A 13,249-nucleotide genomic window follows, 5' to 3' on the forward strand; every position below is an offset into this window, starting at 1 on the left:
TCCGATTCACGCCGCGCGACGCGTGTGCGCGCCACGCGAAGGCGGTCGGTCGGCCTGCGCGCGCGCCGTGCATCAGGGGCTCCGGTGCGTGAAGGTCAGCGTTGCGCCGGAAGCGGTCACGATCTGCAGTTGCTGCGGCTCGCGCATCTGCACGCCGGTCTTGTCGATGTGGGCGAGTGCGTCGAGGTACGCAGCCTCAAGCTGGCCGCCAAGCGTATTCGGGCAGGCCATCCGCGTGCCGGCGAGCGGCCCGAAGCTCAACAGGCCGTTCTTGATCGCGTAGGTGCCCATGTAGCGGTTGCAGCCCGAGAACCCGCTGGCGCGCCGGATGCCCGAGTCGGTCGACAGCGCGAGCTTGATCGGCTCGCCGTTGTCGCCGTGCGGGATCGCGCGCTGCGTGCCGTCGGCGTTCAGCCAGCTGGTGAGTTCCCAGCTCGTGTCGTCGAGCAGCTGGACGGCGGCCGGGTTGTACGGGTCGGGCGCAGGGGCGGCGGAATCGGGGTGGGTCGGCATCGCGCAGGCGGCGAGAAGCGTGGCAAGCGTCAACGCGCAGAGCGGCGCGCGCAACGGGCGAAGCAGGCCGGTGCGTGCGCGTGCGGCGGCAGACAGGTGGGACATGAGCCTCGTTCCTCATCGGATTCTGATCAAGGCGTAAGAGTAACGCACCCGCCCCGCGGCAGGCGAGCCGACACTTCGCGCATGAAAACGTTCGCGGCCCGTCCACGCGCCGTGCGCGGCCGGGCACCGGCACGTCGAAACGCCCAAAACGGGCACCAACGCGCGTGTTAACATCGGAGCCGTTTTCGTCCTCCACCAGAAGCGGGAAATCACATGCAGATCGGTCAGCGGCTCGGTACGCCGCTCTCACCCTCGGCCACGCGCGTCATGCTGCTCGGCGCCGGCGAACTCGGCAAGGAAGTCATCATCGCGTTGCAGCGGCTCGGCGTCGAAGTCGTCGCAGTCGACCGCTATCCGGATGCGCCGGGCCACCAGGTCGCGCATCGCGCGCACGTGATCGACATGACGGACGCCGCCGCGCTGCGGGCGATCGTCGAAGCCGAACGCCCGCACCTGATCGTGCCCGAGATCGAGGCGATCGCGACCGACGCGCTCGCGGCGATCGAGGCGGCCGGCCTCGCCGAGGTGATCCCGACCGCGCGCGCGACCCAGCTCACGATGAACCGCGAAGGGATCCGCCGGCTCGCCGCCGAGGAACTCGGCCTGCCGACGTCGCCGTATGCGTTCGCGGATTCGTTCGAAGCGTTCAGCGCGGCCGTCGCGAAGATCGGCATGCCGTGCGTCGTGAAGCCCGTGATGTCGTCGTCGGGCAAGGGGCAGTCGGTCGTGAAGACCGAAGCCGACGTGAAGCCGGCGTGGGACTACGCGATGGCGGGCGGCCGCGTGAACCACGGCCGCGTGATCGTCGAAGGCTTCATCGATTTCGATTACGAGATCACGCAGCTCACGGTGCGCGCGATCGATCCGGCGACGAACGCCACGCGTACCTACTTCTGCGAGCCGGTCGGCCACGTGCAGGTCGCGGGCGACTACGTCGAGTCGTGGCAGCCGCAGCCGATGAGCGCAGCGGCGCTCGAGAAGTCGCGCGAGATCGCACACAAGGTTACCGAGGCGCTCGGCGGGCGCGGGATGTTCGGCGTCGAGCTGTTCGTGCGCGGCGACGACGTGTGGTTCTCCGAGGTGAGCCCGCGGCCGCACGATACGGGCCTCGTCACGCTCGCGTCGCAGCGCCAGTCGGAATTCGAGCTGCACGCGCGTGCGATTCTCGGGCTGCCGGTCGATCCGGCGCTCGGTACGCCGGCCGCGTCGGCCGTGATCTACGGGGGGCTCGACGAGCGCGGGATCGCCTTCGAAGGCGTGCGCGACGCGCTCGCGGTGCCGGGCGCCGACCTGCGCCTGTTCGGCAAGCCGGAAAGTTTTGCGAAGCGGCGCATGGGCGTCGCGCTGGCGACCGGTGCGACCGTCGACGAAGCCCGCGAACGCGCGAAGCGTGCCGCCGCGGCCGTCCGGCCCGTGTCGGCTCGCTGACGTAACCAGGAGAGGACGATGACGCCGACGTGGCTGCGTATCGGAAAGCTGGCCGCCGCGCTGGCGCTTGCCGCGAGTCTCGCGGGTTGCGGCCTCGCGGCCGCACCGTGCCGGGTGGCCTCGGCCGGGCTCAAGATCGTACCGCTGGTCGGCCATGTCGCGGCCGCACCGACCGACGCGTGTGCCGACGTCATCGATCCCTGATCACGATACCCGACGCGATCGCCAACAATAATCGCGCGCCCCGCGAAGGCGCGTTTTCACCCGTCTCGTGAGAGGACCTGCATGATTCGCCAAACCCTCGCCGCGCTCGCGCTTGCCGGCACTGCCGTGTCCGTCGCGCATGCCGCGCAACTGACCGTCGAAGAGATCGACGCCGATTCGCGCCAGTTCGCCGTCTACCAGTGTGCGAACCAGAAGCAGCCCGTGCGCGTGTCGTACTGGCTCGCGGGCAACGGCCAGAGCTTCGCGCTCGTGCCGGTCAACGGGAAGCAAATGCTGTTCGTCGACACCGTGTCGGCGTCGGGCGCGCGCTACCAGGCCGGCCGCTATACGTGGTGGACGAAGGGCAAGGAAGCGACACTGCGTGACGAGATCGCCGACCAGAATTCGCCGCCGCTGCTGGGCGACTGTGTACAGGTCGAGAAGAAAAAGAAGAAGGGCTGAGCGCCCGGCGCGAACGTGGATCGTGCCAGCCGGTGCCTGCCGGCGGCCGGCTCCCGGGCCTGACGGCCCGGCACGCGGGCGGGGGTGGCAGGTTGGCAGCGGGCGGTCAGGCAAGGCGATCCGCGATCAGACCCCTGAAATCGCCCACCGGCCAATCGAGATGGCCCGATCGGCCATCCGTCGACTGCGCCGGCCTGCCCGGGCCCGCCGCGCGAACCATCGTTGCGGCTGTTCGCGGCGTTGTCACGGACAGACGGCCGCGCAGTGCTACAATACGCCCCTTTCCGCCGGCATTCGCGCCGAACGGAGTCCGCACGGCCTGGCGTCCAGCGTTCGCATTGAACCGGTCCCAAGCGCCAGAGCGGCGCCGCGCGGCGCGCCGCGGCTCCGTCTATTTCCGAATTGTGATGAGCGCAGGCCCGGCCGGCCTGACGCACGATGTCCCCGCCGCGCCTTTTGAGCGAAACGCCACCATGTCCGATTCTGTCGCCAAGCCCGTCGACGCAACCTTCGATCAATTCGGCCTTGCCGCCGATATCCTGAAAGCCATTGCGGAGCAGGGGTATACGACGCCGACGCCGATCCAGGCGCAGGCCATTCCGGTCGTGCTCGCCGGCCGCGACGTCATGGGCGCCGCGCAAACGGGTACCGGCAAGACCGCGAGCTTCTCGCTGCCGATCATCCAGCGCCTGCTGCCGCAGGCCAACACGAGCGCGTCACCGGCGCGCCACCCCGTGCGTGCGCTGATCCTCACGCCGACCCGCGAACTCGCCGACCAGGTCGCCGCGAACGTGCACGCGTATGCGAAGCACACGCCGCTGCGCAGCGCGGTCGTGTTCGGCGGCGTCGATATGAACCCGCAGTCGGCAGAGCTGCGCCGCGGCGTCGAGATCCTGATCGCGACACCGGGCCGCCTGCTCGACCATGTGCAGCAGAAGACGGCGAATCTCGGCCAGGTGCAGATCCTTGTGCTCGACGAAGCCGACCGGATGCTCGACATGGGCTTCCTGCCCGATCTGCAGCGCATCCTGAACCTGCTGCCGAAGGAACGCCAGACGCTGCTGTTCTCGGCCACCTTCTCGGGGGAAATCAAGAAGCTCGCGTCGACCTACCTGCGTAACCCGCAGACGATCGAAGTCGCGCGCAGCAACTCGACGAACGCGAACGTCACGCAGATCGTCTACGACGTCGCCGAAGGCGACAAGCAGGCGGCCGTCGTGCAGTTGCTGCGCGATCGCGGCCTCAAGCAGGTGATCGTGTTCTGCAACAGCAAGATCGGCGCGAGCCGCCTCGCGCGCAATCTCGAGCGCGACGGTGTGGTCGCGTCGGCGATCCACGGCGACAAGACGCAGCTCGAACGGATGCAGGCGCTCGACGCGTTCAAGCGCGGCGAGATCGAGGCGCTGGTCGCGACCGACGTGGCCGCACGCGGCCTCGACATCGCCGAGCTGCCGGCCGTGATCAACTTCGACCTGCCGTTCAGCGCGGAAGACTACGTGCACCGGATCGGCCGTACCGGCCGCGCGGGTGCGACGGGCGACGCGCTGTCGCTGTGCAGCCCGAACGAGCGCAAGCAGCTCGCCGATATCGAGAAGCTGATCAAGCGTCCGCTCGACATTCAGACGCTCGCGATCGACAAGCCGGCACGCCATCGTCACGACGAGCGCGGTAACGACCGCGGCAATGACCGCGGCGGCGATCGCAACAGCGAGCGCAGTGGCGAACGGGGCGGCGAACGGGGCGGCGAACGGGGTGGCCGTCGCGATCGCGACGAACATCGCGGCGCGTCGGGGCGCCGGCCGGGCGGCTCCGAGCGCGGTCATCACCGTCGCCACGAAGCGCCGGTCGACGATTTCTTCCTGAAGCCGTACGAGCCGTCGGTGCCGGCGAAGCAGCACGACGACGCGCAGCCTGCGCAGCAGCCCGAGAAGAAGGGGCCGAAGCGTCAGGTCGCCGCGCTGCTCGGCGGGTTCGGGATGCCGCGCAAGCCATCGGAGTAAGCCCGGCGGACGTGACGGTGCGGCGCGCGAGCGCTGCAGGAGAAGCGGGTGCATGCGATGAGCATGTGCCCGTTTTTCATTGGGGCCGTGGTTCGATGGGGGAGCGGAAGAGGGCGTGGGGCGCCGGCGGCGAGCGATGCAGCCGGCACCCGGCGGGCGCCCGATCGCCGCGAAACCGGCGTGCTGCCGCGCGTCAGCCGGCCTGCGGCCCGAAGCGCGTCGCCCACGCGGCCGTCGCGGCTGCGTAGAACGCATCGAGTGTCGTGCCTGCGAGCGCGCCGTCGGGCGCGAGGCCCAGGTGCGCGGCCGCGGCCTGCAGCGCCGGTAGCGGATCGTCGCGTTCGAGCGCGGCCGCGCCCGTCTGCTTGCTGAGCTTTTCGCCGTTCGCATCGACGACGACGGGCACGTGCAGATACTGCGGCGTCGGCACGCCGAGGCAGTGCTGCAGGTGGATCTGGCGCGCGGTCGAGTCGAGCAGGTCGGCGCCGCGCACGACGTGCGTGATGTGCGCATCGGCATCGTCGACGACGACCGCGAGCTGATAGGCCCATTGGCCGTCCGCGCGTTTCAGCACGAAATCCCCGACTTCGGTCGCGAGGTTCTGCGATTGCGCGTGCTGCCAGCGATCGTCGAACGTGACGATCGCATCGTCGCCGTCCGGCACGCGCAACCGCCACGCACGCGCGGGTTTGCCGTGCAGGCCGGTGCGGCAGGTGCCCGGGTAGGCGAGCGTCGTGTGGCGCTCGTGCGCGGCGCGCAGCGAATCGGCGATTTCCTTGCGCGTGCAGCCGCACGGGTAGACGCGCCCCGCCGCGACGAGCCGTTCGAGCGCGGACGTGTACGCGGCATCGCGCGTGCTTTGCCAGACGGGCGGCTCGTCGGGCGTCATGCCGAAATGCGCGAGCGTCGCGAGGATGTCGTCGGCCGCGCCGGGTACCGTGCGCGGGCCGTCGAGATCCTCGATGCGCACGAGCCATGCGCCGCCGTGTGCGCGCGCGTCGAGCCAGCTTGCGAGCGCGCCGACCAGCGAGCCGAAGTGCAGTGGGCCGGTGGGCGACGGCGCGAAGCGGCCGCGATAGGCGGTCATCGGGGCGCGGGGCAGCGCGCGGTTACGCGGCGCTGGCTGCCTGCGCGCAGGCCGGGCACGACTGGCCGGGCACGTAGCTCGGCGATTGTTGCGCTTCCGGCGTGACGACCGCGCGGCACGCGAAGCACGTGACGTTCCCGGTGGGCTGGAGTTGCGGGTTCAGCGCGGTGCGGTAGTCGAACACGAAGCAGTCGCCGTGATAGTGCGCGCCGCCGACTTCCTCGAAGTACTTCAGGATCCCGCCTTCGAGCTGGTACACGTTCTCGATGCCGATTTCCTTCATGTGGATCGCCGCTTTCTCGCAGCGGATGCCGCCCGTGCAGAACGACACGACCGTCTTGCCTTCGAGGTCGGCGCGATTCGCGTCGATCACTTCCGGGAATTCGCTGAACTTGTCGATCCGGTAGTCGAGCGCGTCGTCGAACGTGCCGACGTCGACTTCGAATGCGTTGCGCGTGTCGAGCATCACGACCGGGCGGCCCGTGTCGTCGTGGCCGCGGTCGAGCCACGTCTTCAGCGTGCGGGCGTCGACGAACGGCGCGCGGCCGAGTTCCGGCTTGATCGCCGGCTTCTTCATCGTGATGATCTCGCGCTTCAGGCGCACGAGCATGCGGCGGAACGGCTGCGAGTCGGACAGGCTTTCCTTGAACTGCAGCGTTGCGAACTTGCCTTCGAACAGCGGATCGTGGCGGAGGTACGCGATGAACGCGTCGGTGGCTTCGCGCGTGCCGGCGACGAACAGGTTGATGCCTTCCGGCGCGAGCAGGATCGTGCCGCGCAGGCCGAGTTCGTTGCAGCGGGCGGTGACGAGCGGGCGCCATTGCTCGTTCGCGTCGAGCGACACGAAGTGGTAGGCGGCGAGGTTGACGATGGTCATGATGGTCCGACGGGAAAACGGCCGCACGGCGGCCCGCAAAAAAGGGTGCGAAGCCGGGGCGTGGATTCGAAAAACCGTATTATCCCGCAAACCGCGCTCAGGCCGGCATCCTGCCGTTTGGCCAGTCGCGCGACGTGCGGTCGCGCACATCGGCCGAACGGCCGGCGCGGGGATTTTTTGGGCAGCCTGCGCGGCGGGGCGGCTACAATAGCGCCCATGTCAGATCCCCGCTTCGTCCATCTTCGCGTTCACTCCGAATTCTCGATTGCCGACGGCATCGTGCGTATTGACGACATCGTCAAGGCGGCGGCCGCAGACGGTCAGGGTGCGCTCGCGCTCACCGATCTCGGCAACGCATTCGGCCTCGTCCGTTTCTACCAGGAAGCCCGCGGCAAGGGCATCAAGCCGATCGCCGGCTGCGACGTCTGGATTGCCAATCCCGACGATCGCGACAAGCCGTCGCGGCTGCTGCTGCTCGTCAAGGACAAGGTCGGCTACCTGAATCTCTGCGAGCTGCTGTCGAAGGCGTGGCTCACGAACCAGTACCGCGGCCGTGCGGAACTCGACGCGAGCTGGCTCGACGGCGAGCTCGCGCAGGGGCTGCTCGCGCTGTCGGGCGCGCAACAGGGCGATATCGGGCTCGCGCTTGCCGCGGGCAATGAAGAAGCCGCGCGCCGTCACGCCGAGCGCTGGGCGAAGGTGTTCCCGGGCGGCTTCTACATCGAGCTGCAGCGTTACGGCCAGCCGGGCGCCGAGGCGTACATCCAGCAGGCCGCGACGCTCGCCGCGTCGCTGAAGCTGCCGGTCGTCGCGACACACCCGACGCAGTTCATGACCGACGACGATTTCACCGCGCACGAGGCGCGCGTGTGCATCTCGGAAGGCGACATCCTCGCGAACCCGCGGCGCCAGAAGCGTTTCACGACCGACCAGTATTTCCGCACGCAGGACGACATGGCCGCGCTGTTCGCCGACCTGCCGTCGGCGATCGCGAACACGGTCGAGATCGCGAAGCGCTGCAACCTGAAGCTCGAGCTCGGCAAGCCGAAGCTGCCGCTGTTCCCGACGCCGGACGGCATGTCGCTCGACGACTACCTGGTCCAGTTGTCGAAGGAAGGGCTCGAGACCCGTCTCGTGCAGCTGTATCCGGTCGAAGCCGAACGCGACGCGCAGCGCGACACGTACTACAAGCGCCTCGAATTCGAGTGCGGGACCATCACGAAGATGGGCTTCCCCGGTTACTTCCTGATCGTCGCGGACTTCATCAACTGGGCGAAGAACAACGGCGTGCCGGTCGGCCCGGGCCGCGGCTCGGGTGCCGGTTCGCTGGTCGCGTACGCGCTCGGCATTACCGATCTCGATCCGCTGCGCTACAACCTGCTGTTCGAGCGCTTCCTGAACCCGGAACGCGTGTCGATGCCCGACTTCGACATCGACTTCTGCCAGCACGGCCGCGATCGCGTGATCCAGTACGTGAAGGAAAAATACGGCGCGGACGCCGTGTCGCAGATCGCCACCTTCGGCACGATGGCCGCGAAGGCGGCCGTGCGCGACATCGGCCGCGTGCTCGACCTCGGCTACATGTTCACCGATGGCATCGCGAAGCTGATCCCGTTCAAGCCGGGCAAGCACGTGACGATCGCCGACGCGATGAAGGAGGAGCCGCAGCTTCAGGAGCGCTACGACCACGAGGACGAAGTCCACCAGCTGCTCGATCTCGCGCAGCGCGTCGAGGGCCTCACGCGTAACGTCGGGATGCACGCGGGCGGCGTGCTGATCGCGCCCGGCAAGCTGACCGATTTCTGCCCGCTGTACACGCAGGGCGACGAAGGCGGCGTGGTCAGCCAGTACGACAAGGACGACGTCGAAGCCGTCGGCCTCGTGAAGTTCGACTTTCTGGGTCTGACGACGCTGACGATCCTCGACTGGGCCGAGCGCTATATCCGCCGGCTCGATCCGTCGAAGGCCGACTGGTCGCTCGCGCAGGTGCCGCTCGACGATCCAGCCTCGTTCCAGATCCTGAAGAAGGCCAACACGGTCGCGGTGTTCCAGCTGGAAAGCCGCGGGATGCAGGGCATGCTGAAGGATGCGCAGCCCGACCGCTTCGAGGACATCATCGCGCTCGTGTCGTTGTACCGTCCGGGCCCGATGGACCTGATCCCGAGCTTCTGCGCACGGAAGCACGGCCGCGAGAAGGTCGACTATCCGGATCCGCGCGTCGAACCCGTCCTGAAAGAGACCTACGGCATCATGGTCTATCAGGAGCAGGTGATGCAGATGGCGCAGATCATCGGCGGCTACTCGCTCGGCGGCGCGGACTTGCTGCGTCGTGCGATGGGCAAGAAGAAGCCCGAGGAGATGGCCAAGCACCGCGAGATCTTTGCCGAAGGTGCGGCGAAGAACGGCCTCACGCGCGAGAAGTCCGACGAGATCTTCGACTTGATGGAGAAGTTCGCGGGCTACGGCTTCAACAAGTCGCACGCGGCCGCGTATGCACTGCTCGCGTATTACACCGCCTGGCTGAAGGCGCACCATCCGGCCGAATTCATGGCGGCCAACATGACGCTCGCGATGGACGACACCGACAAGGTGAAGATCCTGTTCGACGACTGCGTCGTGAACAACCTCGCCGTGCTGCCGCCCGACATCAACCAGTCGCATTACCGGTTCGAGCCGGTCGCCGAAGCCGACGGCAAGCGCTCGCGCACGATCCGCTACGGCCTCGGCGCGGTGAAGGGCAGCGGCCAGAACGCGATCGAGGAAATCCTGCGCGCCCGCGAGGAAAAGGCGTTCACCGACCTGTTCGACTTCTGCGAGCGGATCGACCGGCGCGTCGTCAACCGCCGCACGGTCGAGGCGCTGATCCGCGCCGGCGCGTTCGATTCGCTGAATACGAACCGTGCGCAGCTGATCGCGTCGGTGCCGCTGGCGATGGAAGCGGCCGACCAGGCCGAGGCGAACGCGATGCAGGCCGGCCTGTTCGACATGGGCGCCGAGTCGCCGCACGCGCATGCGCTCGTCGACGAGCCCGCGTGGGACGACAAGCGCCGCCTGCAGGAGGAAAAGGGCGCGCTCGGCTTCTATCTGTCCGGCCATCTGTTCGACGCCTATCGCGACGAAGTCCGCCGCTTCGTGCGGCAGAAGGTCGGCGACCTGAAGGAAGGGCGCGACAAGCTCGTGGCCGGCATCATCGCGTCGATGCGCACGCAGATGACCCAGCGCGGCAAGATGCTGATCGTGCTGCTCGACGATGGGTCGGGCCAGTGCGAGATCACGATCTTCAACGAGCAGTTCGAGGCGAACAAGGCGCTGTTCAAGGAAGACGAGCTGCTAATCGTGCAGGGGCAGGCGCGCAACGATGCGTTCACGGGCGGTATCCGCTTCACGGCCGATACCGTGATGGATCTCGAACGCGCGCGCAGCCGCTACGCGCAGGCCGTGCGGCTGACGATGAACGGCAACGCCGACGCGGCCGCACTGCGCCGCGTGCTCGAATCGCACGTGTCGAAGGACGATCCGGCGGCGGCGAACGTAGTCGAAGCGCCTGCGCCGCGCGGCGGCGGGCGCGATGGCGGTCGCCGCCCGCAGGCGCCGCTGCCGAACGGGCTCGCGGTCCAGGTCCACTACAGCAACGCGCGGGCACAGGGTGAAATGCGCCTCGGCGACGCGTGGCGGGTGAAGCCGAGCGACGTGCTGCTCGCGGAGCTTCGTGCGGCGTTCGACGGCAGCGTCGTCGAAATCACGTACTGACCGCGCGTCCGCCGAACGGCTGTCGCGCCATGCGGCCCGTCGCATCGCCGTCGTGCGGTGCGGCGGGCCGTTTTTCCATGTTCGCGCAAGCGGGTCTTGGGCTGGCCATCCGGACGCTATACAATCCGGCGCTAGCCTCACGAACGCGGTGTCGACCGCCGCTCGTCAGGCGAGTGGCGCCGGTGTCGCGCGCATAAACGGGGGCGGATCCGGGTGGCGAGCGGCACAGGCGACAGGCGACAAGGCCGTCCTGGAACCGGATGCCGTGAAATGGGCCCGTCGCGACGACAAAAATCTGATAGTCACCACATGACCATGGCCAATGGGAACCCGACGCAGCGGATCCTCGTGATCCGGATTGATTTTCTGGGCGACATGCTGTGCACGACGGCGTTTCTCGGCGCGCTGAAGGAGCGCTGGCCCGGCGCGGAGCTGCATGTGGTTGCGAACCGCTACAACGCGGCCGCGCTGGCCGGAAACCCGGACGTGGACACGATCCACACCTACGTCTATAGCCGCCAATGCGAACGCAACGACCGTCCCGGGCGGATGCGCGCGTTCTTCGACCGGCTGCGGCTCGTGCGCCGCCTGCGTCGCCTGCGGTTCGACCTCGTGGTCGTGCCGAACGGCGGCATGCATCGCAGCAGCATGCAGTTCGCGCGTCAGATCGGCGCGAAGGATTGCCGCTGGCACGATGCCGAGACCGAATTCGACGATCGCAAGCCCGAGCATGTCGCACAGCGGCCGATGTGTCACGAGGCGCTGTCGGGCTTCCGGCTCGTACCCGAACTCGGCGGCGTCGATCTCGACCGCCTCAAGTTGTCGGTTCATCCCGACCGCGCGCTGCAGGACGCGTGGTATCGGCTGCTCGGCGCGCGCACGAAGCCGCGCGTCGGGCTGTTCGTGACGAACAAGGCGGCCGAGCGCCGCTGGCCCGTGGACCGCTGGCGTGACCTCGCGGAGCGGCTTGCGCCGTGCGCCGATTTGATCGTGTTCCGCGACCCGGCCGTCGGCCATGCTCCTGAGGACGATGCTTGGCGCGACGTGAGTGCGCGCCATGTCGCGCCGTCGTCGGTTGCCGAGCTGGTGGCTGCCGCGAGCCTGCTCGATGCGATCGTCTCGGCCGACAGCGCCCCCGTGCATCTCGGGTCGGCGCTCGGTGTGCCCGTCGCCGCGCTGTTCGAGGACCGTCCCGAGAAATACCTGCGCTGGCATCCGCTTGGCGTGCCGCACGTGATCCTGCGCGCCGGCGCGACCGTCGACGCGATCGGCGTCGACGCGGTCGAGCGCGCGGTGCTTCACCTGCTGCCGCAGGGCATCCATCTCGACGAAACGTTGGACGATGCAGCGCACGCGCGACCGGCTGCTGCGACGCCGGGGATCATGACGGTCGCTTCGTAGCGCTACAGGCGTCGCAAGCACCGCGTACGGCACCGGCCGCCGGCGCGCGGTGCGCCTGCCGCACCGCACTCCGCGAACGGGGCCGTATCGGGGTAGCCGCACGGCCGATTCGCCATGCCGCGCCGGCTGCTGCAAAATCCTGTACATTGCCAGCCTTGTTCAGCCAGCCAGACACACCCATCGCCGTGGCCCTGTTTTCTTCCGCCCGCCCGCCCAGAACCATCCTTGTTGCCGCGCCGCGCCGTATCGGCGACGTGCTGCTGACGACGCCGCTCGTCCGTTCGCTGAAAGCCCGCTGGCCGGAAGCGCAGATCGACATGCTGGTGTTTCGCGGCACCGAAGGCGTGCTCGAGCACAATCCGGACGTGCGGCGCGTGATCGTCGTCGCGCAGCGCGCGGGATTCCGCGAGCGGTTGCGCGACGCGCTGTCGATGTGGCGCCGCTACGATCTCGCGTGCGCGGCGCTGAGCTCCGACCGGCCGCGCTTCTACAGCTGGTTCGCGGGCCGCAAGCGGGTGGGCCTCGTCGATCCGAACCGCGTGACGTGGCTCACGCGGATGATGCTGAACGGGATCGCGATCAATCACCACGAATCCGCGCATACGGTCGTCAGCACGCTCGCGCTCGCCCCCGTGATCGGCATCGAGCCGGTGTCTGAGGTCGTCGCACCGGGTATCGGCGACGACCCGGCGCGGCGCGCGCGCTTCGACGCGTGGCTTGCCGAGTCGCCGGCGATTCGCGACGGCAAGCCGCTGGTCGTCCTGCATCCGTATCCGATGTTCCGTTACAAGCAATGGCGGCTCGACGGCTGGGTCGAGATGATCGGCTGGCTGCGCGAGCACGGCTTCGCGGTCGCGCTGTCGGGCGGCCCGGCCGACAGCGAGCGCGAATATGCGGAGCAGGTCGCGGCCGAAGCGGGCGGCGACGTGCTGAACCTGGTCGGCCGCCTGACGTTCGGCGAAAGCGCCGAACTGGTGCGGCGTGCACGGCTCTTCATCGGGCCCGACACCGGTGCGACGCACGTCGCGGCCGCGACGGGCACCGACACGATCGCGCTGTTCGGCCCGTCGGACCCCGTGCGCTGGGGGCCGTGGCCGCAGCACTGGCCCGCGACCGAGAATCCGTGGCCGCTGCGCGGCTCGGGGCGGCACGGGAACGTGTGGCTGCTGCAGGGGGAGGGCGATTGCGTGCCGTGCCGGCACGAGGGCTGCGAGCGCAAGGTCGACAGCCGCAGCGATTGCCTCGCCCATCTCGGTGCGCAGCGCGTGAAAGCCGCGGCGGCCGAGATGCTCGGGCTGAATCCGCCGGGCCCGGCCGACGCCGTCGTCGATACGTCGCGACTGCATCGCACCGGATCCGACTGACGCGCGGGAAGCGCACGTTTCCTGCTGGTTGCAGGCGGCTTGTTTCGCGACGAGCCGC

10 protein-coding genes are annotated in these 13,249 nt (G+C 68.7%); 7 read left to right on the forward strand and 3 right to left on the reverse strand.

Features of this window, described 5'->3' with window-relative positions; genetic code table 11:
- Positions 1-72: 72 nt before the first annotated feature.
- Positions 73-618: an META domain-containing protein gene (locus B7G54_RS27990; RefSeq protein ID WP_085042001.1), complete on the reverse strand. Its 546-nt coding sequence runs from the start codon at positions 616-618 to the stop codon at positions 73-75.
- 213 nt (positions 619-831) lie between these two features.
- On the opposite strand from B7G54_RS27990, the gene purT reads away from it, so the two are divergent.
- From purT to B7G54_RS28015, 4 genes are all read left to right on the forward strand, one after another.
- Complete coding sequence (purT, locus tag B7G54_RS27995) at positions 832-2,046, forward strand: formate-dependent phosphoribosylglycinamide formyltransferase (protein ID WP_085042002.1); 1,215 nt, start codon at positions 832-834, stop codon at positions 2,044-2,046.
- Between the two features lie 18 nt (positions 2,047-2,064).
- Positions 2,065-2,250: a DUF6726 family protein gene (locus tag B7G54_RS28000; protein WP_085042003.1), complete on the forward strand. Its 186-nt coding sequence runs from the start codon at positions 2,065-2,067 to the stop codon at positions 2,248-2,250.
- An 81-nt stretch (positions 2,251-2,331) separates the two neighbouring features.
- Entirely contained in the window at positions 2,332-2,712 is a 381-nt protein-coding gene (locus tag B7G54_RS28005; RefSeq protein WP_085042004.1) for an MliC family protein, read from the forward strand.
- A gap of 473 nt (positions 2,713-3,185) precedes the next feature.
- Positions 3,186-4,712, forward strand: coding sequence for a DEAD/DEAH box helicase (locus B7G54_RS28015; RefSeq protein ID WP_482764052.1), 1,527 nt, complete (start codon positions 3,186-3,188; stop codon positions 4,710-4,712).
- Between the two features lie 193 nt (positions 4,713-4,905).
- Here B7G54_RS28015 and gluQRS read toward each other — a convergent pair whose 3' ends face one another.
- Positions 4,906-5,799 carry a tRNA glutamyl-Q(34) synthetase GluQRS gene (gene gluQRS / locus B7G54_RS28020; protein WP_085042006.1) on the reverse strand — a complete coding sequence of 298 codons (894 nt, stop codon included), beginning with the start codon at positions 5,797-5,799 and terminating at the stop codon, positions 4,906-4,908.
- 22 nt (positions 5,800-5,821) lie between these two features.
- Positions 5,822-6,676, reverse strand: a complete 855-nt coding sequence (locus B7G54_RS28025) for a sulfurtransferase (protein WP_085042007.1) — start codon at positions 6,674-6,676, stop codon at positions 5,822-5,824.
- Positions 6,677-6,892: 216 nt separating this feature from the next.
- Between B7G54_RS28025 and dnaE the strand changes: the two genes are divergently transcribed.
- The 3 genes from dnaE (at position 6,893) to B7G54_RS28040 (ending at position 13,191) form a co-directional block, all read left to right on the forward strand.
- Positions 6,893-10,426: a DNA polymerase III subunit alpha gene (dnaE, locus tag B7G54_RS28030; protein ID WP_085042008.1), complete on the forward strand. Its 3,534-nt coding sequence runs from the start codon at positions 6,893-6,895 to the stop codon at positions 10,424-10,426.
- A gap of 315 nt (positions 10,427-10,741) precedes the next feature.
- Positions 10,742-11,827 (forward strand): glycosyltransferase family 9 protein, encoded by a 1,086-nt coding sequence (locus tag B7G54_RS28035; protein ID WP_085042009.1) that lies wholly within the window; start codon positions 10,742-10,744, stop codon positions 11,825-11,827.
- A gap of 185 nt (positions 11,828-12,012) precedes the next feature.
- Positions 12,013-13,191: a glycosyltransferase family 9 protein gene (locus B7G54_RS28040; protein ID WP_085042010.1), complete on the forward strand. Its 1,179-nt coding sequence runs from the start codon at positions 12,013-12,015 to the stop codon at positions 13,189-13,191.
- Positions 13,192-13,249 lie beyond the last annotated feature (58 nt).

This window comes from Burkholderia puraquae (assembly GCF_002099195.1).
In the GTDB taxonomy this organism is placed as follows: Bacteria; Pseudomonadota; Gammaproteobacteria; order Burkholderiales; family Burkholderiaceae; genus Burkholderia; species Burkholderia puraquae.